This window comes from Leptolyngbya sp. PL-A3, from assembly GCF_039962325.1.
Classification (GTDB): domain Bacteria; phylum Cyanobacteriota; class Cyanobacteriia; order Elainellales; family Elainellaceae; genus Vacuolonema.
Window position 1 is genome coordinate 16,870 of sequence record NZ_JAMPLB010000053.1, and the last position, 22,509, is coordinate 39,378.

At 48.8% G+C, this 22,509-nt stretch carries 21 protein-coding genes; 13 read left to right on the forward strand and 8 right to left on the reverse strand.

The annotated features are described in order from the left end of the window. Nucleotides 1–46: 46 nt before the first annotated feature. Together NDI52_RS26490 and NDI52_RS26495 are read right to left on the reverse strand one after the other, a co-directional pair. Nucleotides 47–1,216 carry a family 10 glycosylhydrolase gene (locus tag NDI52_RS26490; RefSeq protein ID WP_190773453.1) on the reverse strand — a complete coding sequence of 390 codons (1,170 nt, stop codon included), beginning with the start codon at nt 1,214–1,216 and terminating at the stop codon, nt 47–49. A gap of 434 nt (nt 1,217–1,650) precedes the next feature. Then, complete coding sequence (locus NDI52_RS26495; RefSeq protein WP_190773454.1) at nt 1,651–2,016, reverse strand: hypothetical protein; 366 nt, start codon at nt 2,014–2,016, stop codon at nt 1,651–1,653. A gap of 337 nt (nt 2,017–2,353) precedes the next feature. On the opposite strand from NDI52_RS26495, the gene NDI52_RS26500 reads away from it, so the two are divergent. Beyond that, on the forward strand, nt 2,354–2,554 hold the full coding sequence (locus NDI52_RS26500; RefSeq protein WP_190773455.1) for a hypothetical protein: 201 nt from the start codon (nt 2,354–2,356) through the stop codon (nt 2,552–2,554). 27 nt (nt 2,555–2,581) lie between these two features. On the opposite strand, the gene NDI52_RS26505 is transcribed toward NDI52_RS26500, so the two are convergent. Continuing rightward, nucleotides 2,582–2,767 carry a hypothetical protein gene (locus tag NDI52_RS26505; protein WP_190773456.1) on the reverse strand — a complete coding sequence of 62 codons (186 nt, stop codon included), beginning with the start codon at nt 2,765–2,767 and terminating at the stop codon, nt 2,582–2,584. Nucleotides 2,768–3,466: 699 nt separating this feature from the next. Between NDI52_RS26505 and NDI52_RS26510 the strand changes: the two genes are divergently transcribed. Further along, complete coding sequence (locus NDI52_RS26510; protein WP_190773846.1) at nt 3,467–4,123, forward strand: SMI1/KNR4 family protein; 657 nt, start codon at nt 3,467–3,469, stop codon at nt 4,121–4,123. A gap of 80 nt (nt 4,124–4,203) precedes the next feature. Here NDI52_RS26510 and NDI52_RS26515 read toward each other — a convergent pair whose 3' ends face one another. Continuing rightward, nucleotides 4,204–4,953, reverse strand: coding sequence for a hypothetical protein (locus tag NDI52_RS26515; RefSeq protein WP_190773845.1), 750 nt, complete (start codon nt 4,951–4,953; stop codon nt 4,204–4,206). A gap of 905 nt (nt 4,954–5,858) precedes the next feature. Between NDI52_RS26515 and NDI52_RS26520 the strand changes: the two genes are divergently transcribed. Beyond that, entirely contained in the window at nt 5,859–6,356 is a 498-nt protein-coding gene (locus NDI52_RS26520; RefSeq protein WP_190773844.1) for a MerR family transcriptional regulator, read from the forward strand. Nucleotides 6,357–6,382: 26 nt separating this feature from the next. Then, nucleotides 6,383–7,363 carry an aldo/keto reductase gene (locus NDI52_RS26525; RefSeq protein ID WP_190773843.1) on the forward strand — a complete coding sequence of 327 codons (981 nt, stop codon included), beginning with the start codon at nt 6,383–6,385 and terminating at the stop codon, nt 7,361–7,363. 620 nt (nt 7,364–7,983) lie between these two features. Here NDI52_RS26525 and NDI52_RS26530 read toward each other — a convergent pair. Next, nucleotides 7,984–9,783, reverse strand: coding sequence for a TonB family protein (locus NDI52_RS26530; protein WP_348256582.1), 1,800 nt, complete (start codon nt 9,781–9,783; stop codon nt 7,984–7,986). 301 nt (nt 9,784–10,084) lie between these two features. Between NDI52_RS26530 and NDI52_RS26535 the strand changes: the two genes are divergently transcribed. The 9 genes from NDI52_RS26535 to NDI52_RS26575 all read left to right on the forward strand — a co-directional run bounded on the left by NDI52_RS26535 (nt 10,085) and on the right by NDI52_RS26575 (nt 19,575). Further along, nucleotides 10,085–10,735, forward strand: coding sequence for a MotA/TolQ/ExbB proton channel family protein (locus NDI52_RS26535; RefSeq protein ID WP_190773841.1), 651 nt, complete (start codon nt 10,085–10,087; stop codon nt 10,733–10,735). A 3-nt stretch (nt 10,736–10,738) separates the two neighbouring features. Then, nucleotides 10,739–11,155, forward strand: coding sequence for a biopolymer transporter ExbD (locus tag NDI52_RS26540; protein ID WP_190773840.1), 417 nt, complete (start codon nt 10,739–10,741; stop codon nt 11,153–11,155). A 2-nt stretch (nt 11,156–11,157) separates the two neighbouring features. After that, the gene (locus tag NDI52_RS26545; RefSeq protein ID WP_190773839.1) at nt 11,158–12,183 is read left to right on the forward strand and encodes an iron ABC transporter permease; all 1,026 of its coding nucleotides are present in this window, start codon (nt 11,158–11,160) and stop codon (nt 12,181–12,183) included. Further along, complete coding sequence (locus NDI52_RS26550) at nt 12,176–13,222, forward strand: iron ABC transporter permease (RefSeq protein WP_190773838.1); 1,047 nt, start codon at nt 12,176–12,178, stop codon at nt 13,220–13,222. The genes NDI52_RS26545 and NDI52_RS26550 overlap by 8 nt, the downstream gene beginning before the upstream one ends. Next, on the forward strand, nt 13,219–14,040 hold the full coding sequence (locus NDI52_RS26555) for an ABC transporter ATP-binding protein (protein WP_190773837.1): 822 nt from the start codon (nt 13,219–13,221) through the stop codon (nt 14,038–14,040). Before NDI52_RS26550 ends, NDI52_RS26555 begins: the two co-directional genes overlap by 4 nt. A gap of 402 nt (nt 14,041–14,442) precedes the next feature. Beyond that, nucleotides 14,443–15,432, forward strand: a complete 990-nt coding sequence (locus NDI52_RS26560) for an AraC family transcriptional regulator (RefSeq protein WP_190773836.1) — start codon at nt 14,443–14,445, stop codon at nt 15,430–15,432. Nucleotides 15,433–15,679: 247 nt separating this feature from the next. Continuing rightward, on the forward strand, nt 15,680–18,205 hold the full coding sequence (locus NDI52_RS26565) for a TonB-dependent siderophore receptor (protein ID WP_348256583.1): 2,526 nt from the start codon (nt 15,680–15,682) through the stop codon (nt 18,203–18,205). Between the two features lie 15 nt (nt 18,206–18,220). Continuing rightward, entirely contained in the window at nt 18,221–19,201 is a 981-nt protein-coding gene (locus NDI52_RS26570) for an iron-siderophore ABC transporter substrate-binding protein (protein ID WP_347279996.1), read from the forward strand. Between the two features lie 2 nt (nt 19,202–19,203). After that, nucleotides 19,204–19,575 carry a DUF1636 domain-containing protein gene (locus NDI52_RS26575; protein WP_190773835.1) on the forward strand — a complete coding sequence of 124 codons (372 nt, stop codon included), beginning with the start codon at nt 19,204–19,206 and terminating at the stop codon, nt 19,573–19,575. Between the two features lie 337 nt (nt 19,576–19,912). On the opposite strand, the gene NDI52_RS26580 is transcribed toward NDI52_RS26575, so the two are convergent. The 3 genes from NDI52_RS26580 to NDI52_RS26590 all read right to left on the reverse strand — a co-directional run bounded on the left by NDI52_RS26580 (nt 19,913) and on the right by NDI52_RS26590 (nt 22,268). Further along, nucleotides 19,913–20,341 carry an EamA family transporter gene (locus tag NDI52_RS26580; RefSeq protein WP_190771126.1) on the reverse strand — a complete coding sequence of 143 codons (429 nt, stop codon included), beginning with the start codon at nt 20,339–20,341 and terminating at the stop codon, nt 19,913–19,915. A gap of 16 nt (nt 20,342–20,357) precedes the next feature. After that, on the reverse strand, nt 20,358–21,608 hold the full coding sequence (locus NDI52_RS26585; RefSeq protein WP_199307582.1) for a damage-control phosphatase ARMT1 family protein: 1,251 nt from the start codon (nt 21,606–21,608) through the stop codon (nt 20,358–20,360). 111 nt (nt 21,609–21,719) lie between these two features. Further along, nucleotides 21,720–22,268 (reverse strand): cyclase family protein, encoded by a 549-nt coding sequence (locus NDI52_RS26590; RefSeq protein ID WP_190771125.1) that lies wholly within the window; start codon nt 22,266–22,268, stop codon nt 21,720–21,722. Between the last annotated feature and the right edge of the window lie 241 nt (nt 22,269–22,509).

Consider the following 22,509-nt stretch of genomic DNA (forward strand, 5'->3'; position numbering starts at 1 on the left):
TTGTTAAAAAGCCTCGCGGAGCGAGGCTTTTTAACAATAAACTGTCCTATTCCTGGAAAATGCGATCGCCCTTCGTAGACGGATGGCGGAACCACCAAAATGTTGTTTCCCAACAAAAGAATGACACACCTGCATATTGTGATTGACGCACGTGATCAACCTGTTGGCGAATCTGCTCCAATGATTGGGGGGAAAGGAACGGACCTGTGTAAATTCCAATAGCGACTGGAATTTGCGATCGCACTTGGCGCAGTCGAGCATTGGATAATTCATTGGCAAATGCGGATGATTCTGACCGATAGACTTGCACCACAACTTCATCCAGCAAGCCGAGATCAATCCAGCGAGACCAGTCTTGCAAATAATTTTCATAGGCAAAATCTGGCAGATTGGGGGAGAGCGAGACAACGGCATCCGGACGAACTGCTCTGACAGCCTGAGCGATTTTTGTCATCAATGCTGTCACATGTGCAGCTCGCCAGGCCACCCACTCAGCATCGCGTGCGTCTGTGGGTGGAGCCTGCCCCTGGTGGTCAGCCTGGTAACGTTTGACAGTATAGGCATCGTAGCCAAAGGCAATGGGCATGGCAAAATGATCGTCAAGCTGAATGCCATCAATCGGATAACGTTTGGCAACATCCACAATTAAATCGGTTAGAAACTGCTGCACTTCAGGATGAGCAGGATTGAACCAGGATTGACCATTCACCTCATCCTGCTGTTTTCCATCCCGAGTGCTGCTCAACCAGTCAGGATGTGCGATCGCGATCGCAGACTGTGGCGGAATCATCAGCCCATATTCAAACCAGGGAATTAGTCGCACATGCTGTCGATGGGCTTGCCTGAGGAGACTTGAAAGCGGGTCGGGACGAGGCAGCTTTTGCCACAGTCGATCTGTGTTACTGGCACGTTGAACGATCGCACTGGGATGCAGGGTTGCACCGCTGTTCCAGACGGAGGGATAGAGGGTGTTGAGATCCTGCTTGGCAAGATTGGCGATCGCATCATCCAGCCGAGTTGTGTAGTACATCAATGCCGCACCGATGTCGGTCATCCAAACACCCCGAAGCTCGGTCGAGGCTCCGGCGCTATGCCGTACAGTTGGAGCTTGCCATAAGGTTAATACGAGGGCGAGCGAGCAAAGCAGGAGCAGAAAAGACGAACACCACGGCAGACGCGATCGCTGTATAGATTTTGACGGATGATTAACGGGCATCTTGAATCCACTCACTCAAATCTACTGATTGACTCTGATGTCTGGTTATCAGTCGGATTTGAGGAGAAATGTGAGCGATCGTGACATTGGTAAGCGGCAACAGATAAAATCTCACTCCATCATCTCTCATCCTTTCGGATCTGGGTTATGGCCTTATGCAAACCTCAGTTCGGGATAAGCTGAAGTGCTCATTTTGGCGTGCGCTTTGCGCACGCCAAAATGAGCGTTTTCGAGTGCCGCGCGTTGCGCGGCACTCGAAAACGCCCTTAACCCGAACTCAGGTTATGCAACTTGAATAGGGTAGTTCATTTTTGAGAAGCCGCTCGGAGAGCGACTTCTCAAAAATGAAGAACACAACTCAGAACCGCCAACAGTTTTGAACGGCCGAGTCTTACATCTGCGTTTTGTTGCAATCCACCCCTTTCAAGAGCTATTCACTCTTTCAAGTTGACCTTGACCTTTCCTGCCACTTCCCCATTCTGAAACCAAACTAAAGCATGGGAACCACTATCATTTCGCCACTGATATATCTGTAAATTCGCCATGCCTGGGCCCTTTGGATGGCGCTTCTCAAGTTCTACCCCAGGATGCTGAACGATCGCCTGCACCTGGCTGATTGTCATCTCGGGTTGAATGCGATTGTACTCATCCAGAGTAATCACCGGAGACGTGGTCGGGTGCAAGAGCATACGTGCAATGGCAACAATTGGCAGAATTGCAAGTTTAATGAGAGCCACTCCATAGAACAGCCTTTTAGAGGGGTATACAGCACGAAAAGACGGGTCATCGTCGCTGTTCATGGCTTAAAGATTACTGACTTAAACAGTATTTACCTCATATAGGCACAGATCTATGGATTGCATAGACGAACTTAACATTATTCCTTAAGAGTGATTACAATACCCTAATGATTTGCTGTCTCCTTTCATAAAAGGCTACAGCGTCTAATCTTCTGGTTTGTGCCTACCCATAAGACGTGTCTTTTTGGGGCGATCGCTCTAGCATTAACCCCCCTATCAGGGGATGGTATAATTGCCTAGTTCAATTTAAGATGTATACGCAGCCTACGTAGGCTTTTGTTCCCTAACAAGTGCTTAGAGTTTAGTCCCTTTGTTACATTTTGTAGGAGACGGACTTGTGGAAGACCTGACGTGGCTGATTGTTTTATCTCCAGCACGACGAAAATCAGTTGGATTCGTTGACTACTACCTGGACTTCAAAGCACTTCCTCGCCTGCCTCATGATGACGCCTATATGGGCGGATGGAATGAGGCTAAGGAAATGGGTGCCAAATCCAAAAGCATTCAGGATAGTAAACCAATACTGACAGGGATGTAATTTGGAAGATAGATAAGCTTTTTCCTGTTAGCTATTGATTTCATTCTTTTCGGCTAGGAAGTTGAGAACTCCATCCAGCGACTTGTAGGCAATACAGGATCGGTCTTCAATGCGGATCAGGACATAGTGTGTTCCCTCCTGTTCCTCAACACTTCCAAGGAAATATCCAAGCTTGTAGGCCAACATAGAAGCGTACCCCATCAAGGTAATCATTGATCCTGTTCCTTCTGGTAATGCCTCACAACCCACTATGGAAACCCATAACGAGTTGGGAGGTGGATGTTATCAGAACTAGAGCCGGTTTGGAAGGGTTATTTTTTCGTCTATAAACCGCACGAAAGAACAACCCTTCCAGACATTGAAACATGTCATAGTACATATCCCAGAGGCTGTTTGAAGTCCGCGAAGGATTAATTTTCCAAACAGCCTCTCACGATAAGTACTATGACCCACAAGAAATTATCAGGTATCCAGGTAGTTACCGTTCTCAGCAAGTCCACGTAACCCGGTTGATCATGACTGTGAATCTGCTGGTATTTCTGCTGTCGAGTAACACCGACGGCAGTGGGAAATACAGATTTCTAGATTCTATGTAATCTTAGCTAGGGATAAGCGTTTTCGAGTGTTGCGCGTTGTGCGGCATTCGAAAACGTTCATGACCAAACTCAGGTTATACAGGCAGGTGTAATAACAAGTAAAGTTAAATGCTCATGACAAAAAGTGTCGTGGCGCTTTGCACCACGACACTTTTTGTCATAAGCATTTAACCCGATATGATATAACCCGCTATGCATTGGGAAGTCAGTGGTTACAATTAGCATAAGACCCAAAGGGCTATGCCATCCACAAAGCGAGCGGCACAGCCCTTTGGGTCTTATGCTTAATTAGGTTGGGCTACTGATTAGATAAATTATGAATGAACTTTGGTTCACTTTAGAACATTGGTTAAGTCAGCACTTCCCTGAAGTACTTGCAGATCTCAACCCTGGATGCTCGGATGAAGAGCTTGATGAATTAGAGCGTTGGTTAAACTGCAGCTTACCAGAAGACTTTAGAGCTTTTTATAAACGGCATAACGGTCAAATCGGAGAAGCTCCGGGATTGTTTTTGGGATTGCCGTTTTTGAGCACGGATGCACTTTACGGTGAATGGTGTACGTGGCAAGGTCTTGCTGAGGATTTTGCGAAAGAAGCTGAGGATTTTAATGAGGAAAGCCGTGCCACAAAGATTACTGGGGAATCTTACCCACATGATGCCATCAAACCCATATACATTAACCTTAGATGGATTCCTTTTTCCCATGATGGATCAGGCAATCATTTGGGCATAGATTTAGACCCTGGCGTTGCAGGAGTAAGAGGACAAGTTATTAATTTTGGGCCTGATGAAAATAATAAATTTGTAATAGCGTCTTCCTTAACAGACTTTGTTACTTGGATAATCACTCAGTACCAAATGGAGAATTATCAGAAAAGTGAGCATTCATTAAACCTTAAGGAACCTCCAAATACACACTTCTTGGATGCAGTACCATCTCTGTTTGGTAGAAGCCGAGGCTCTCTATTGTAATAGCTGCCATGACTAAAAGTGTAAGAATGCCATAACGTATATAAAGAAACCAGAAGATAAGACGTTAGATGATTAACGGACTATTGAGCGAATAAGGTAGTAATGTTGCCGCGAAATGGTGATGCTGTACAGGGAGCCTGATTATCGCAGAGAATCTTGGCCTCAAAGGCGCGATCATCTATCCACCGAAACGTACTCAAATCGGCACTAGCAGACGTCTGCTCAAACATCTTCGATTCTCTACTCTCCAAATCGAGGGCGACAAAAAAGGTAATACCTTCTGTAGATTCTGCAAACACAGCGTAGCGTTCGTCTGCAGTCCATTGCACCCATTCTTGACCACCATATTTTGCAATGCCGATTTTCTCAGCCGATTCTAATTGGCGATCGACTAGAAACACTGCCCAACACAGCCCTGATTCATTCGTCGTGCCTTCGCACGCTTTAATTACGTTAAATCTGCCAGATGGAGATGGGTCAGAAATAATGAGCCGCTGAGCATACATCACATCCCCATCGCTTACATAGGTCACTGGAATTTCTGTAAGCAAAACCTTACCCTGAAACGACAAGCTTCCATCTATGGTGAAGGTCAACCCCTGTACGGAGTCGCCTTTCAAAATTGCTGTCCATTGCTGTACCTCTGGCATGCCACTTGAGGATGGGGCCGCTGCTGAGGATGAAGGGTTGACCGTCGGTACAGGAGTCGGTGTAGTGGTTGCAGAGGGGGATCGTGGGTTGATAGTATTACATCCGGCGATCGCACTACTCATCACCCAAAAACCAATAGCAGCGGTAATGAGTCGCTGTTTACTGCCATTAAGCTTCATTTTGAGTGCCTCAGCATTTATAAATAATCAGTATCACTATCGTGAGTTGATACTCTTGGTAAAAGTCACTTCAGGTCTAAAGCTGTATTCTCCAGCTTAACGACATAATTCGAGATATATGAACTGTGTAGAAAAATGATTCTATTTTGAGAAACCCTCAATTTCTTCTGTATCTCAACTTTGGACTAAATTGGGTTTCGTTTCACTGAAAAGCTTACTAGGCAAGCTTTTCAGCGAAGCGAAACCCGAAACCTGCCGTGCAGCGAAACGTGCTCACAGAGCACGTTTCGCTGCACGGCAGACAGAATTAGTCCAAACTCTAGTCTGTATATGAGCGAATGGAGGGCGATCGCCCTCCACTCGCCCTCAAGAAGCTTGATCCAAGCTCCTATAAAGGCAAAGATTATCTCCTAATCATCAACAGTTTCCTGCGCTTATGACACGTTATTTCTTCATTGCGAATCGACGAAGAAATAACGGTTCTCGGTTTTGGTGCAAGATACAAGTAAACTTGAATAGCACTAACATAAGCCCAAACCTGGGCCAGAGAAAGACCGGGATCTGCTTCAAAACCCCGGCAAAGCGAAGCAATCTAACGCATCCTATGCAAGGTCTCCTTACCGAGGGGGGTCTGGGGAACGGACAGTCGTCTCTCCAGCCGGGGGTTGGGGGGCGACGTGCCCCCAAGCCAGGCTTAGGCAAGCATCCCAGCTTATTTCAGTACTACTCGAGTAAACTGACATCTTGCACCTTTCTAAAACCAAACCCTGGAAGTCCTATTTTTCGTGCGCTTCGTGCACGAAAAATAGGACTTCCAGGGTTTGGTACAAGATCTGAACAAAGTTACTTGACTTAGAGTGCACTCTAAGTTCTAAGGTAGGGTTAACCTTTTGAAGGTGAATCCCATGCAGACCCTAACGATTCAACAGGTTGCGCAGCAGACCGGGTTGTCAGTTCATACGTTGCGTTATTACGAGCGCAATGGATTACTGGAGCCTGTCAACCGAGCCAGTAGTGGACATCGTCGTTATTCAGCGGAGGATATTTCTCGGATTGAGTTTTTGACCCGCCTTCGAACTACAGGAATGTCGATTCGGCAAATGCAAGAGTTTACTCAATTGTTCCGAGAGCGACCGGAGGCGATCGCTGAACGTCGCGCTATTTTGGAAACCCATGAGCAACAGGTGCAAGCTCATATTCAAGAACTGGAGCGCAATCTGGAAGCCATTCGTTGGAAGATTCAGTATTACAAGGGATTGGAAGAGCAACAACAAATTGATGCTACCCATGCTTCTTCGAAAGTAACGACCAATGATGATTTAGTTCGGGTTGATGTAGTAACCAAGAGTGGTGTAGTGGGCGATCGCTATTCCACACCACTTATGAGCAACGTTAATCACTAAACCAACACTAATTTAAGGAGCAAACTATGAAAAAGCGTGCATTAGGAAACCAGGGATTAACAGTTTCGGAATTGGGTCTGGGGTGTATGGGAATGTCTGAATTTTATAGTGGTCGTGATGAAGAGGAAGCGATCGCCACGCTTCACCATGCCCTTGACCTGGGTGTAACCTTTCTCGATACGGCTGACATGTACGGGCCTTTCACTAATGAGCAACTGGTGGGAAAAGCCATAAAAGATCGGCGAGAGCAGGTCATTCTCGCTACGAAGTTTGGCAATGTGCGAACAGAGGATGGTGGTTGGGGTGGAATTAATGGCAGGCCCGAGTATGTACGGCAAGCTTGTGATGCATCGCTAAAACGCCTGGGTGTTGAGACGATTGACCTTTATTATCAACATCGCGTTGACCCAACAGTACCAATTGAGGAAACAGTGGGAGAGATGGCTGAACTCGTACAACAGGGCAAAGTTCGCTATCTGGGGCTTTCGGAAGCGGCTCCAGCAACTATCCGGCGAGCTCATGCTGTGCATCCCATCAGTGCGCTGCAGACGGAGTATTCCCTGTGGAGCCGCGATCCAGAGGATGAAATTCTGCCAACGGTGCGTGAGTTAGGTATCGGGTTTGTGCCTTACAGTCCCTTAGGACGAGGATTTCTTTCGGGAGCTATCACAAAACCAGAGGACTTGGCGGCTGACGACTACCGTCGCAATTCACCGCGCTTTCAAGGAGAGAATTTTTACAAGAATCTGCAATTGGTAGAACAGGTGAAGGCGATCGCTCAGGAAAAGGGCGCTACTTCTAGCCAACTAGCATTGGCATGGCTTATGGCGCAGGGAAATGATATTGTTCCCATCCCTGGGACGAAACGTCGTCAGTATTTGGAGGAGAATGTGGCTGCCACAGGAATTGTATTGACAGCAGATGATTTAGAGCGCATTAATGCAGTAGCACCGAAGGGAGTTACGGCAGGCGATCGCTATTCAGATATGTCTACCGTTAATCGTTAATAATCGGTCAACCTTTTCGAGGAACCCTTAGTTCCTCGAAAAGCCTTTAAAGCGGTTTCATTGGATACTGATAAAACTCAATATGCAGAAACGTAAGTAGGTACTCTTGTTGTGCGTTGTGTGCAAAGCAAAGCACATATAACAAGAATGCATGAAATATAGTGAACTTGCATAAGTTCTAAGTAAGTTGAACTACTTATTATCTATTTATCTATTTATGATTGGTGCGCTCTATTGCCTATCAAATTAAGGTTCTGCTTAAGAAGTTGTGTTAGGCTGCAGCAACATAATACTGAAGCGATCGCGAGATTACTCACCTATCCACGATGAAAAGGAAACCACACCTATAGCAAGGGTCTGTTCACCAAAGATCACAAATAAAACAACCTGTAGTTCTTTGTGAGAGCGGTGGATTTGTCACCCCTCTCACAAAAAGAATTACAGGTTATTAGATGTAGGGCCGTAAACTTAGGAGATTTCCAGATAAGAACTTCCCCATTATTTGGGAAAAAGGCGCGGCTTCGCCGCGCCTTTTTCCCAAATAATGGGGATATTGTTTCTCAGAAATCTCCTTACTACCTATCTCATGAGGAATTATCAATACTCGTGAATCATCCAGTTCATGGTTCAGCCGTATTGCTTGGAGGCTCAGGTGTGTTTTCTCGCGGCGGGGCTACATTTTCAGATCGAGGTGGTGCAGCGGGGCGAGCCGGTTCCGGGGCCGGACGGCTTCTCCGAGGAGTATCAGGGCGCGTAGTTGCGGGTGCAGGAGAACGGTTGAACCTAGGAGGAGATGGTCTTGTAGGCTGTGGTGCAGCAGGGCGAGCGGGCTCCGAGGCTGGGCGGTTCCTTGGTGCAGTAGGGCGAGCAGGCTCTGAGGCCGGGCGGTTTCTTGGAGAAGTATCAGGGCGCTCGGTTGTGGGGGCAGAGGCAGGAGAACGATCGACCGCAGGAGATGGTCTTGCAGGCCGGGTAGGTCTGGATGTAGGTGTGGGAGAGGTGTCGGGTCTGGGAGAAGGACGGGATTGGCTTGGCTCAGCCGGGGGCGCGTTGTTATCAGGAGAAGGTTCTGCTACTGGTGTAGTTGATTCGGTTGTCGTTTCTGAAGGACGCTCTACTGCTTCCCGCTCTGGACTGGGAGTTGCACCTGTTGGGGATGGCGCTACCGAAGGTTCGGATGTGGGTTGAACTTCTTCTGGGGCAGAACGCTCTGCCTGGACTGAGGGACTACGCGATGGTGAGGGGGATTCTGCAACCGTGGGTTCAGCCACAGTGATGCTGCGGCGATCGCCCCGTTCCCTGGCCCGGCGTGCTGCATCCGAGTTGGGTTGCACAAAGTCAATCTCCAGGGGATAGCTTTCGCCAGCCCGAGCGTTGTTTAAACGAACCCGCTCACGGGCCTGTTGTAATGCCGCGCGATCTAAGGCCGCATTACCCGTGGAGCGAGACAGAGTTACGGACACGACTCGTCCCTGTTCGTCGGTTTCCACAATAACCTGTGCTTGTCCTTCAGCACCGTCGGCTGCGTCTGGGTAATCGAAGTCACAGCCCCGACAAGTAATTTCACGGGAGCCCGAGGAAGGACGCTCATTATTTTCCTCTCTAGGCTCACCTAAGCCTGAGCCTGTACCTGTACCTGCACCCGTACCTGTACCTGTACCTGTACCTGTACCTACACCCGTACCTGTACCTGTACCTGTACCCGTGCCTATCCCCGTCCCCGATGACGTTGGCCCCGTTGCCGTTGTCACACCTTCTGTAGTGCCAGGACGGGCAAAATCGCTAGGGTTAAAGCCTCGAGGTCCTCGATTAGCATTTGTGTCTACCGCAGAGGAATTTGCTGTCTGTGCAGAGGACTGCTGTGCCTGCCGCAAATCGTTGAGCAAGTCACGCAAATTACGGGGAGGGGGAGCAGGGGTTTCAGCTTCTTCAACTGGCTCGTCGGGTGTTGTCTCTTCGACAGCTTCAGCAACTTCTTCAACTGGCTCGTCGGGTGTTGTCTCTTCGACAGCTTCAGCAACTTCTTCGATAGGAACTTCTGCCGTAGGTGATGGGCTTACTTCTGGTTCTGCAACAGGCTCTTCTACGGCGATCTCCTCAGTTGGTGCGGTTCTCGTCGGGGCCTCAACAACGGTAGCCGCAGCAGCTGCCCCTGGTTGGGGCGCCGCTCCTCCAGGAGAGCCTGAATCAGGAGTAGGAGCGATCGCCGTTTCTTCAGCAAGAGATTCCACAGGCGGTTCTGTCACCACGATGGCAATTTCTTCCTGAATTATTTCATCGCTGACCACTGGCCGGGCCACCTTAAGAAACAACCCTAATCCATGAATGGTTAGCGATCCCGCCAAGCTATAGGTGATAAACCGTTTGAGGGTAACGGTCTGCTTCTCCCGTTGCTGGGCAACCGTGCTTGAGAACGTCATGCGCCCCACCTAATTTGTAAGATGCTTATTGAGAATAGTTCCAACTAACCTGTTTATCCTAAAGTTCAAAGGTTTCACTGTCAATTAAAAACCTAAAAATTCGCAGCTTTTCAAAGGCATCGCCAAAGGTACTTGAAACCAGATAGCCCCTTTGAAGAGGGCATCAAAAATCAATTCTTTCTATAAGGATTGACATCAGTTCCACCACCTACTACTCTCTTTTCTTGAGAAGAGTTTGCAATAATCCAAAAGCCTTATCTCTCTCAACCGTTGATTCGCCTGAATTTTAGCGAGAATCGAAATGCTGATTATTGACCTGTTCTGGGCGGGGGGAGTTGTCATGTGGCCCCTACTGGGGTTTTCTGTGGTAGCGATCGCCCTGATTGTAGAGCGACTCGTTTTTTGGACGCGCATTAATCGCCGCCAACGGCGCATCGTGCGAGATGTGCTGCGGACCTACCCCCACGACTTCCAGGCTGCCCTGCTGAAACTGAAGCAAAATATTGATTTGCCTGTAGCCCGCATTTTCTTGGAAGCCATGGAAGTGGAACATTTCCCTCCCCACGCCTTTCAATTGACCCTGGAAGGTGCCACCCAGGCCGAATTACCCCTACTACGGCGGTTTAACACCATTTTTGACACGATTACAACAACGGCTCCTTTGTTGGGATTACTGGGCACCGTGTTGGGTTTGATTCGCTCCTTTGCGTCACTAAACCTGGGTAGCGTCGGTTCTGAGAGTGCGATGCAGGTGACGGGAGGGATCAGTGAAGCCCTGGTCTCGACGGCGGCAGGATTGGTTGTGGCTGTATTTACCTTGTTCTTTGCCAATGTCTTTCGTGGGTTTTATCGGCGGCAAATTGCTGCCCTGCGGGAATATGGTACGCAGCTAGAAGTCCTACATATGGGCCGCCACGAAGGATTTCAAGCAGCTCTTGCAACGGTGGAGTAAGGCATGAATATCCCAGACGAATTTGAAGAAACTCCGCAGATCAATATTGTGCCGATGATTGACGTCATCTTTGCCATTTTGACGTTTTTTATCATGGCATCGTTGTTCCTAAGTCGTTCTGAAGGGTTGCCGGTTAACTTGCCAAAGGCATCTACGGCACAATCCCAACAGCAAAGCAAAATTGCTATCACCATCAATGAATCAGGGCAAATTTCTCTCAATCGCCGGACGGTTGCCCTGAATGAGTTGGCGTCTCAAATTCAAACACTGATGGGTACTCAGACAACAGCGTTGGTGGTCATTAATGCAGATACCAAAGTAGAGCATGGCCAGGTCATCGCCGTGATGGATGCTCTGAGAACGGTGGAAGGAGCGCAGGTAGGAATAGCGACCCAACGTTCAGCGGCCCCAGCCCAGTAACTATGACTCGAACATCCTTGCCGACTGATTCAAACTCTGCATCCCGGATCCCATTGCGCTGGCTGGGGGTAGGGCTTGGCATAGCCGTTCTTATGGTTTGTCTCCTGCTCAATCTGACCTTAGGGGCTGCCGATATTAATCCGATCACCGTATGGCGATCGCTCATCACCTTCGATGGCTCGACAGAGCATTTGATCATCCAAACCGTACGCCTCCCCAGGGTTTTGATTGCCGCAGCCGTTGGTGCAGCTCTGGCGGTAGCGGGAGCGTTGATGCAGGGTCTCAGCCGCAATGCCCTGGCTGATCCCACAATTCTAGGAATCAGTTCGGGGGCCTCTCTGGCGGTAGTGGGGACTACATTTCTTTTTGGCAATGCATCCATGCAGGTCTACACCTGGGTTGCCTTTGGGGGAGCGGCACTGACGGCGATCGCTGTCTATACCCTCGGTTCTATAGGGCGGCAAGGGGCCAGCCCGTTGAAGTTGGTGTTGGCAGGTTCCGTGATGAGCTATCTGCTTGCAGCTCTCACCACAGGTTTACTCATTCTCAACCAACGCACCTTGGATGAGGTGCGGTTCTGGTTGGCGGGTTCGGTGGCCGGAAGAAACTTGGACATTTTAGGAAATGTATTGCCCTATGTGGTAGTTGGTCTGTTGCTGGCCTTTAGTCTGGGCAAGCCGATGACAACGCTGGCCCTGGGGGAGGACGTGGCACGAAGTTTGGGGCTGCGGACGGGATGGACTCGGGGATTGGTGGCGATCGCCATTGTCCTTCTGGCTGGAAGTTCTGTAGCCCTGGCAGGGCCCATCGGTTTTGTGGGCTTGATTGTCCCCCATGTGGTGCGATTTTGGGTTGGGGTGGATTATCGCTGGATTTTGCCCTATGCCGCCATTTGGGGCGCTATTTTGCTTTCCTTCTCTGATCTGGTTGCGCGTCTGATCATCCGTCCACAAGAACTACCTGTGGGAATCATGACCGCTTTGGTGGGGGCACCCTTCTTTATCTATCTTGCTCGTTCTAATGGTTAAAAGCTGGCTGACAATTAGGCCCCAATCTTTACCGTTGTCCTTCCGAGTCGATCGACGGGTTCCTTTTGTGTTGTTGGTGTTGGGAGCGATCGCCCTGATCACAGCTATCTTCAGTGCTAGCTACGGCGAGTTTCCGATTCCCCCTGTGGATGTGGTGAAAACCTTCTTTGGTTTAAATACCAACAGCAACTATGGATTCGTCATCTACATGTTGCGATTACCACGCATTGTAGCGGCGTTTTTGGTGGGAATGGGGCTGGCGATTGCCGGAACTATTCTCCAGGGTCTAACCCGCAATCCCCTGGCGGCTCCTGAAATCGTGGGAGTGGATGCTGGAGCGAGTCTTGCGGCTGTGTCGTTAATTGTTCTATTTCCATCCATTCCCATTGCCTGGTTACCCCTAGTTGCATTTCTTGGAGCCTGCATTTCTGCATTCCTAATCTATGTATTGGCATGGGATGGGGGTAGTTCCCCCATGCGATTAATCTTGGTGGGAATTGGTATCGGAGAGGTCGCGTTAGCGTTAACCAGCCTGTTGATTACTTTCGGGGACATTAATGATGTGAGTCAAGCTCTGATATGGTTAGCAGGTAGCGTTTATGGTCGCAACTGGGATCACATTCAGGCATTTTTGCCCTGGCTCATTGTATTTATTCCGTTATCCCTGGTCGGTGCCCGTGAGTTGAACACGTTACATTTAGGGGATGATGTAGCGCGTGGGTTAGGGAGTGCCGTAGAGCGGCAGCGTGTGCTGCTCTTGGTGTCCTGTGTAGCTCTAGCAGGGGCGAGTGTGGCAACTGCCGGGGCTGTTGGTTTTGTGGGATTAATGGCGCCCCATTTATCCCGGCAACTGGTCGGTGCATCCCATCAAGGTTTGATTCCTACAGCGGCTCTTATGGGTGGCTTGATTGTGCTTCTGGCCGACTTTTTAGGGCGATCGCTCTTTGCTCCCATCGAACTCCCCTGCGGTTTGATCACGGCTGCTGTAGGTGCTCCCTACTTCCTCTACCTGCTCTATCGCAATCGCAAAACATCATGACATCCCCACTCACGAATGTCCAAACCCAATCGACCTTGATAGCACAGCAGCTAACCCTGGCCTATGATGACAGGCGTATTGTTCAAAACCTCAACCTGGACATTCCTCAGGGGCAGATTACGGCCCTGGTAGGAGCCAATGGATGCGGAAAATCAACGCTGTTGCGAGGGCTGTCACGGTTGCTAAAGCCCGAGAAGGGGACAGTATATTTGGATGGAAAGGCGATCGCCCAACTTCCCACTCGTAAAATTGCTCAGAGAATGGCGATTTTACCTCAAGGCCCGGTTGCCCCCGAAGGATTGACGGTGCGGGAACTGGTAGCTCAGGGACGCTATCCCCATCAGAGCTGGTTGCAACAGTGGTCTCAGGAAGACGAGAAGCATGTGGAAGCCGCTTTAGAAACCACTGGGTTGTTGGATCTGGCAGAGCGTCCCCTCGATACTCTATCGGGCGGGCAACGACAAAGGGCTTGGATTGCCATGACTCTGGCCCAAAACACTGACATCTTGCTGCTGGATGAACCCACAACATTTCTAGATCTAGCCCATCAAATTGAAGTGCTAGATCTGCTGTATGCCCTCAACCAGAGCCGCAATTGCACCGTTGTAATGGTGTTGCACGAACTCAATCAGGCATGCCGTTACGCCGATTTTATGGTCGCTATGCGCGACGGCCACATCTATGCCCAGGGAACACCTGTGGATGTGATGACAGAAACAACCGTGCGGGATGTGTTTGGGCTGGATAGCCGAATCATTCAAGATCCAGTATCAGGGACACCTCTGTGCATTCCTGTGAGCCAAATGATAAGGCATTAGTTCGGCTTGAGGATATAGGTAAAGAGGCGATCCCAATGGTTGTAAAAATGATTGGGTTAATGTGTATCAATTGAAATGCTTTATCACACGAATGATAGCTACTGTTTAGCTATCTTGCTGCTGGTATCCATAATGACCTGTTGAGTGCGGGATAAGGTTACAGAATCTCCTCGAACAAACTGGAAGCAGGTTATAGAAATTCTGGTAAATATTAGAGCGTATTTTAAAGCTACCTGGAAGTTTTTGCGCACCTTACGCACGAAAAATCTTCTAAAACACGTTCTAGTCAGTTTTCTGAGGTCGCTCCGTGGCTGTCTGTGGGCGAGTCGCAGGGATTACAAGAAATCAGAATATTGAAAATTTGTTCAATTAGTCTTTCAAGCGCTACTGACATACTCTGCCATGACTATAACCCTTACTTCAAAAGCCTTCTGGGATCTTTTTGAGGAAGAAACCGAGCATCAGCCTATATCCCAACCCGACACCTTCGATACAATTTACAGCTACCCAGCAGTCCTGGGAAAAGGTAATTGGCGGGAGATTGAGTTGCGTGAGGGAATGAGTTTAGTAATCTCCAACTACTGCCTCCACACAGGCTGTATCCTGCAATTACCAGAACGGCCACATCCTTTAGAGTTCATACTATTACTGGAAACTACACAACGATCCAATCATTCAGGCATAAAAAGTGGACGATACGAGCTATTTGGCAGCGGTTTTGCACCAAAGGAGACAACAGAAATCCTTGCAGCCAAATCCACTCTGGCTATCAATGTTCACATTGATCTAGATGTCTTTCAATCATTTTGGGGACATGGTTCTGAGTTATCCTCGTCACCTTTAAAGGCATTGCTTCGAGATGCCGATCAGCAATATTACACCCATTTCGGGATGATAACGGCTGCAATGCAAATAGCAGCTCAGCATATTCTCCAATGCCCGTATCGGGGATTAACGAAACGGATGTATTTGGAAAGCAAAGTTTGGGAGTTAATGGCATTACTGGTGGAGGAAGCCGCCCAGGATCAGCCTCGCCCAGCATCCCGTCCAAGGCTCAAGCCTGAGGATGTAGAGCGGATTTATCAAGCTCGCGATATTTTGTTGCAACAGTTGGGAGATCCTCCATCTTTGCTGGAATTAGCTCGCCAGGTAGGGCTCAATGACTGCACCCTGAAGCGAGGATTCCGTCAAGTGTTCGGCACTACCGCCTTTGGTCTGCTCCACGATTATCGTTTGGAGCAGGCCCGCCAACTCCTGGAAAGTAGGGATTGCAATATTTCAGAAGTCGCACGTTCCGTTGGATTTGCAAACCGCAGCTACTTTGCTAATGCGTTTCGCAAAAAGTTTGGCATCAATCCAAAGGATTATCGTAGTTATAAAAATTCCGCGTAGTGTTCAAACTATTCCGTCCAGCAGTCAATTCCATCTCTAATCAAACACCACCAACCGCTAAGCTAATTCTTGAGAATAATTTGCAGTAACGAATCCAGTTCTGATCTCCCAACGTTCCTTAAAGCTGGTTGAAAATTCTTTGTGCACCTCGCACACAAAAACAAGCTTTAAAGCAGCGTTCAGGGGATGAAGGCGCAGAGCGCCTGGCGTAAGAGCTGCAAAGGGTGAGTAATTAATGTGTGGTGTGATGATGAAGCAATGGCATAGTTGGGCGATCGCCCTCGGTTTTGTGTCTGTTTTTCTGCCTCCCGCTGTGTGGGCGAATGAAGTTGTGACGGATGCACCGACACTCAACGGTTTGGAACAGCCTGCAACAACCCTGGGCGAATGGCAGACACAACTAGCACAGATGCCTGTTGTAACCGTACCCGGGGTTCGGGTTACAGCGACAGAAGGTGGCCTGCGGGTGGTGCTGGAGGGCGCAGAATCGCTGGCTGCTCCTGTCTTCAGCGTCGTTGGCAATGCCCTAATTGGAGATATTTCCGGTGCGGTGCTGGATGTACCCGAGGGTGATCCCTTTATCGTTAGCAATCCAGCTGAAGGAATTGCATTGGTGAGTGTCAGCGGGCTGCCAGGCGATCGCATTCGCATTGCAATTACCGGAGAAAACACACCTCCCGGAGCCGAGGTTAGTGTTGAGGCATCCAATCTGGTGTTGAGTGTGGTGCCGGATGGGGGAGCGGCGATCGCAACCAACGAAGATGCTATCCAGATCACAGCTCTGGGAGAAGAAACTGGTTACGTTACCGATGATGCCTCCACCGCAACCCGTACCAATACTCCTCTGCGAGACATTCCTCAATCCATTCAGGTAGTTCCCCAACAGGTTCTCGAAGACCAGCAGGCGGATAGTATTAGTGAAGCCCTACGCAACGTCAGTGGGGTCAATACCGACGACAGCTTTGGTGGTAGCCTTGACCGCATTAACATTCGCGGTTTTCAGACAGATGTATTTCTGGAAAACGGTTTCCGGCGTGGCTCCTCCAGTTCATCAGGGATTTCGGATTTTGAGCTGATTGAACGCCTGGAAGTGTTAAAAGGGCCAGCCTCAGTCCTCTACGGCAACATCGAGCCGGGTGGGGTAGTGAATGTGATTACCGAACGGCCTCTGTCGGTGGCGGAATACACGCTGGAAGGCGCAATTGGCAGCTTCGGTTTGCTGCGACCCAGCATCGATCTGACAGGGCCGTTAGACGCGAATGGCCGCATTCTATATCGCCTGAATACGTTGTATGCAACCGAGGATGGATACCGCGACTATGACCAGGATCTCGAACGCTTTGTTCTGGCTCCATCGCTAACGTTGAATTTGAGCGATCGCACCTCCCTCGACTTCAATGTGAGCTACATCAATCAGGATCGCCCCTTTGACCGAGGAATTCCCGCGATCGGCGATGAAGTCGCCGATGTTCCCTACGATCGCCTCTTCCAAGATCCGGATGCCGTTGCAGAAACGGAAGAATTTAGTGCCAGCTACAGTCTCACCCACGAATTCAACGATAACTGGCAAGTCCGTAACGAGTTTCGCTACCTCTCCATCGACACCTTCGACTTTCGTTTGGATAGCTGGACAATTGAGGACGATGGTACTCTAGATCGTCGCTGGCGGTCTAACGATGACTATTCGGAGTTTTACTCCTTTCAAACTAATGTCGTCGGGGAATTTAATACCGGCAGTGTGGAGCATACTCTATTAGCGGGGGTAGATTGGAACCGCAGCACGCGTCAGGGAGGACAGCGTCGTCTACCAGGCGATCCCAGCTTTTTCATCGACATCTTCACAGAAGAAGGTGATCCGATTTCCCGTCCTGACCTGGATGATATGACCCTGGTAGTACGGAATAACACCTCCCGGCAGGACAATATTGGGTTTTATCTACAAGATCAGATAGCCCTGACGGATAATCTGCAAATCCTGGCAGGGGGACGATTCGACATTGTTGACTTTGAATCGGTCAATAGCCTTGCGAATACCGAAACCGGAGATACCGTGGAGCGATTTACTCCTCGCATCGGGATCGTCTATCAGCCCAGCCAGGAGATTTCCCTTTACACCAGCTACAGCCAGTCGTTTAACCCCAATACCTTTGCACAAACTGTCGAAGGCTCTTTCCTGGAACCAGAAATTAGTGAGCAATTTGAAGTAGGCGTGCGGGGTGAATTTTTCGACGGTCGTCTGATTGCCAACTTAGCAGCCTACGAGATCACGAAGCAGAATGTGGAGGGTCCTGATCCCGATAATCCTGACTTCTCCCTTGCCGTTGGTGAAATTCGCAGCCGGGGTATTGAGTTAGATGTTTCGGGTGAAATTACTCCCGGATGGAATGTTATTGCATCCTATGCTCACACAGATGCAGAAGTGACAGAAGATAACTTTTACCTGGAAGGGAGCCGTCCTGATAACGTTCCCCGCAACAATGCTAGTTTCTGGAGCACCTATGAGATTCAATCGGGTAACTTGCAAGGGTTAGGCTTTGGTTTAGGGCTGTTCTACGTTGGAGAACGAGAAGGCGACTTCGAGAATACCTATCAGCTTCCCAGCTATGTTCGGACGGATGCAGCCTTGTTCTATCGCCGGGATAACTGGCGTGTTGCCCTCAACTTCCAGAACCTATTCGATATAGACTACATCCGCTATAGCGAGGGCTACCGAGAGGCCAATACACCCGGTGAACCCTTTACCGTGATCGGATCGTTTTCTGTCACATTCTAAATTGAGGTTGTAATTGTGCGTCGGCTCTTCCGTTATCTTCGTTTTGGTTTACTCATGGTGATGGCGATCGCCCTCATCACAGCCTGCCAAAATTCTTCCTCTACTTCATCCACAACTCCTTCGGATTGCCGCATGGTACGCCATGCCGCAGGCGAAACTTGTGTCCCGCTCCAGCCCACACGCATTGTTGCCCTGGATTCCGTCACGCTGGAATTTCTAACCGCGTTGGGAATCAAACCGGTTGGGGCGCCCATCTCAGATGGATTCGCAACTCGCTTACAACAGGATTGGACAGGTGTTGAAGACCTTGGAGCAACGGGAGAGCCCAGCCTGGAAAAAGCCTTAGCCCTACAGCCCGATCTCATCGTTGGCGGAGACTATTACCAGAAAGTTTATTCACAAGCTTCTCAGATCGCTCCCACACTTCTGTTTAAATCTGAGCACAGCGGTCAATGGAAAGAAGTCTTTATGACCGTGGCCCAAATGCTGGGAAAAACGGAAGCAGCAGAACAAGTCATGGCCGATTATGATGCCCGATTGGCTGAATTACAGCAACAGATGGGCGATCGCCTTTCTCAAACTCAAGTTTCCGTCGTTCGGGTCTACCCGGATTACATCAACCTGTATCTCCAGGATTCCTTCTGCGGCAAGGTATTACAGGATGCTGGCTTGCCCCGCCCTGAGGCTCAGGCGATCGCGGCTGATAAAGCTTCTCAATTGTTCGATAATCCCATCCAGGTGTCCATCAGCCGTGAAGTTTTACACCAGGCAGATGGTGATGTCATGTTTGTCTGGACAGGAGAAAACACCCCTGAGGCAAAACACCAGGCTGATCAAAAGTTGAATGAGCTATCCGCCGATCCTCTCTGGCAGCAGCTCAAGGCGGTGAAACAGGGTAAGGTCTATCGAGTTCCCAATTATTGGATTGGTAGTGGCCCGATCGCCGCGAATTTGGTGATTGATGACTTATTCAAATACCTCGTGGAGCGCGCTTAAGCATGACAAAACATACGCTGTTTGTTTGTAAATCCTGTAGTGCGACAATCGCCCATGATGATGTTGAAGATGACACCATTACAGAGGGTGTTTTGTTACTTCGGCAGCTACAGGAATTGCATTCCTCTGAGTTGGATGTTCAATCTGTCGGGTGTTTATGGACATGCGATCGCCCCTGTTCTATCACCTTTGTTTGCCCCGGTAAATACACATATCATTTTGTGGACCTGAACTATTCTCAAAGTGTGTCTGAGTTACAGCAATTCAGTGAGCTTTACATAAACAGTGCAGATGGATATGTGAAGCCTCCAAAAATGCCAGGAGATTTGCGATCGCGTTTACTAGTCAGGATTCCACCAATAGAAGCAACCTAGTATTTCACCACGCCAATTTTGACAGATGGTATGATCTCCGTTTGAAGAAGCATGTTATGCTTCTTCAAACGGATTTGATATTAGTTCTTCGTGTTATATACTCCTAGCCATTCTTGTTAGAACAGAAAGAGTGAGGCGGCGCAGTACGCCGCCTCACTCTTTCTGTTCTAAGGAGGTTTCTGCATAAGAATTTACCCAGAATGTTGGTGCTTTGCCCGCGAAGCGGGCAAAGCACCAACATTCTGGGGGTAATTTCATTACTGGAAATCTCCTAACAAGAATGGCAACAGGTATAGAAGTTTCGATGGATGAGATGTATCTCTCTACATGAAGCAGGCTAAACAACCAAAATTAGTATGCCTGCCAACATGAAAATTGTGCCTAGAATAGCCTTTAAAGTTAATGGTTCTTTCAGAAGTAAGGCTGCAAATAGGATAACAAACACTAAGCTCGATTTATCTAACGGAGCAACCCAGGATGCTGGAGCCATTTGTAGCGCCCTGAAGTAGCAGAGCCAGGATAACCCTGTAGTCACTCCTGATAGGGCCAGAAAAAATAGCGTTTTAGGAGCAATTTGAAATACAGATTTGAACTGTCCTTCTATCCCAACAATTCCCCAAGCAATGACCAAAATCACAATGGTACGAAGAGCTGTTGCTAAATTGGAATTTACAGATTCAACACCAATTTTGGCAGAAATAGTGGTGAGTGCAGCGAAGATTGCAGATAGCAATGCAAAAATCCACCAATGATATTCAGTATGCATTTAATCATCCAAATTCTTAAAATACAGTCTTAGCTTTATTGACGAAATGAATAATACCCCACTGGCCATTAATAAGCCATGTGGGATCATCACGGGTTAACTGTTCAGCCTGTTCTGAGCGTAATCCTGTCATCGCCTCAGATTTTATGGTTCGCAAGGCAGCCAGGGGAGCCGGAAAGTAATTAACAACCTCTTCAAACGGTGTTGTTAACGCCCAGTGACAATCTCCCAATAACCTTCGATAATTTGCATCTCCTTTCACAAATACCAGGTTAGACTGAGCCAACTCTTGCTTAAGTCCAGATGGCATTTCCCAAAAGGGCAGAGGGGCAACCCAAAAGAAGTGATCCTGTAAGGAGAGGCGATCGCTCCTGATAAAACCCTGTAGACGAGCAGCCAGCGATCGCACTCCCTCATCCTGGTCTGCTGCCAACACGGCTAAGGTGTGGTGAACGTCTCCGATCATGGCATCGGAGACAAAGATTGGATAAGGTTTGAGATGTAAATGAACTGTTTCAGCAATGTGAGTTGATAGCAGAAAGTCCACCAGAAGCAGATCGCAGGCTAATTCAAATCCTCCATTATCCACAACAAAGTCCATCCGTGCAGAGCGTATCTGGCTTAGATAGTCAGTTATAAGGTGGCTGTGATTTACCAGGATATTTGCCTCATCCTGCTCGACTTCGGTACGCACACGACTGGTTTCAGTGGCCGACCAGAGACTGAGATCAACTCGATTACCCCAGAGTGCCAAAGATAGGAAGCGAATCAGATCGATGGGTTGCCAGCCATGATTAGCCGGTGAGGTTGAAGGCTGTGTGGTGGGCGCGATCGATCGGATCGCCGCCATTGCTGTTGCGAGGCTCGCATGCTTTTGTATCGCAAAGGGGTCAATAGCTTGGCCGGGTTGAGCTTGAAAATAGGAAATGGCTTCTAGAATACGCCGATAAAAATAAGCTTCTGCAAAGTAGAAGGGAGTATTGAGCCAGGAATTACCCTCGAATGGCTCTACATAGGTTGACCAGGCAGCAACATCAGGCCCTCCATCGGCTTGAATGGGCCGAATTGCTCCATTCGGCAGTTCTGCGGCTAATGATTGGAGGTTGGCGAGGGCAGATTGCGAAAACGAGTTGTCGGCGATCGCCTGTTTGATAATTGCTGGCAATCGTTCTCGAATGGTGTATTGAGCGAACGATTGCGCTTCCGAAACCATGATGGCTGGCGGAATTGGTAGCCGTGGATATTCCATAGAAGCGTGCAGTGTCATATTTGCCCTTTTCAACGGATGTGTAAGATTGCATTTAGGCTGTGTAGCCAGCCATTAGATTGATGCTGTTTACAGTATGGAGTCCTCTTTCAACAACATAAATGACTGACCTTACATGGGGGAAGCAATGCCAACACCCGTGCTGGGCTTCCTGAACCACCCGCGATGGGCAATATCGCTACGGGAAAGCCGATAGTCTGGATCTTGGGCGGACTGCTGACGAATATCCATCACAATGGCTGAGACAACCAATTTCTGAATAGAAACTTGCTCCGCACTGGTTGCTCCTTCGATGAAAGTGTTTGGCGTTCCCCAATGGGTACCGCTGTGCTCACCTATCGCAATACGGTTGATGAAGTAGCCATCCTCTTGATAAGAAGCCCAGGGTTGAATTTCAATGGTCGGATCACCGGGCCAGAGCGGAATATCAGGGTTTAGGGACTGTGTTAGATCAACAATCTGCCAACTACTTAAAGGAGGAACTGGTAACTGTGCACGGGATGGACGTGCTTGCACTATCAGAAGCATGACAACAATCCAGTCAATATAAAGAATAAGCCAGGCAGTAATTTCATCTGTGCTTGTGCCTCCGAAATAGATGGGATCGACATTATTCTGAAGAGAGCGATCGCTTTCATCTGAAATGTGGTTATCGTACAAGCACAATCAAAGCAATGACTAAGGAGGTTTCTGCATAAGAATTTACCCAGGATGTTGGTGTTTTGCCCGCGAAGCGGGCAAAACACCAACATCCTGGGGGATAATTTCATTGCTGGAAATCTCCTTAGTATTTTCTTTAGATTTATTTGAGGTACTTTAATTAGTCGTAATAATACCGATACATTTCTAGGCGACCTGATATGCTGCTAGCTGTAAGTAAATCTGCTAGCAAACACCAGGG

What these genes read in the sequence shown, in the direction of transcription:
- NDI52_RS26565 (WP_348256583.1), top strand. Translation starts at nt 15,680, where the DNA reads ATGATGAAGCAATGGCATAGTTGGGCGATCGCCCTCGGTTTTGTGTCT.
- NDI52_RS26495 (WP_190773454.1), bottom strand. Translation starts at nt 2,016, where the DNA reads ATGAACAGCGACGATGACCCGTCTTTTCGTGCTGTATACCCCTCTAAA.
- NDI52_RS26560 (WP_190773836.1), top strand. Translation starts at nt 14,443, where the DNA reads ATGACTATAACCCTTACTTCAAAAGCCTTCTGGGATCTTTTTGAGGAA.
- NDI52_RS26520 (WP_190773844.1), top strand. Translation starts at nt 5,859, where the DNA reads ATGCAGACCCTAACGATTCAACAGGTTGCGCAGCAGACCGGGTTGTCA.
- NDI52_RS26505 (WP_190773456.1), bottom strand. Translation starts at nt 2,767, where the DNA reads ATGATTACCTTGATGGGGTACGCTTCTATGTTGGCCTACAAGCTTGGA.
- NDI52_RS26535 (WP_190773841.1), top strand. Translation starts at nt 10,085, where the DNA reads ATGCTGATTATTGACCTGTTCTGGGCGGGGGGAGTTGTCATGTGGCCC.
- NDI52_RS26575 (WP_190773835.1), top strand. Translation starts at nt 19,204, where the DNA reads ATGACAAAACATACGCTGTTTGTTTGTAAATCCTGTAGTGCGACAATC.
- NDI52_RS26550 (WP_190773838.1), top strand. Translation starts at nt 12,176, where the DNA reads ATGGTTAAAAGCTGGCTGACAATTAGGCCCCAATCTTTACCGTTGTCC.
- NDI52_RS26525 (WP_190773843.1), top strand. Translation starts at nt 6,383, where the DNA reads ATGAAAAAGCGTGCATTAGGAAACCAGGGATTAACAGTTTCGGAATTG.
- NDI52_RS26555 (WP_190773837.1), top strand. Translation starts at nt 13,219, where the DNA reads ATGACATCCCCACTCACGAATGTCCAAACCCAATCGACCTTGATAGCA.
- NDI52_RS26510 (WP_190773846.1), top strand. Translation starts at nt 3,467, where the DNA reads ATGAATGAACTTTGGTTCACTTTAGAACATTGGTTAAGTCAGCACTTC.
- NDI52_RS26585 (WP_199307582.1), bottom strand. Translation starts at nt 21,608, where the DNA reads ATGACACTGCACGCTTCTATGGAATATCCACGGCTACCAATTCCGCCA.
- NDI52_RS26540 (WP_190773840.1), top strand. Translation starts at nt 10,739, where the DNA reads ATGAATATCCCAGACGAATTTGAAGAAACTCCGCAGATCAATATTGTG.
- NDI52_RS26515 (WP_190773845.1), bottom strand. Translation starts at nt 4,953, where the DNA reads ATGAAGCTTAATGGCAGTAAACAGCGACTCATTACCGCTGCTATTGGT.
- NDI52_RS26545 (WP_190773839.1), top strand. Translation starts at nt 11,158, where the DNA reads ATGACTCGAACATCCTTGCCGACTGATTCAAACTCTGCATCCCGGATC.
- NDI52_RS26530 (WP_348256582.1), bottom strand. Translation starts at nt 9,783, where the DNA reads ATGACGTTCTCAAGCACGGTTGCCCAGCAACGGGAGAAGCAGACCGTT.
- NDI52_RS26490 (WP_190773453.1), bottom strand. Translation starts at nt 1,216, where the DNA reads ATGCCCGTTAATCATCCGTCAAAATCTATACAGCGATCGCGTCTGCCG.
- NDI52_RS26580 (WP_190771126.1), bottom strand. Translation starts at nt 20,341, where the DNA reads ATGCATACTGAATATCATTGGTGGATTTTTGCATTGCTATCTGCAATC.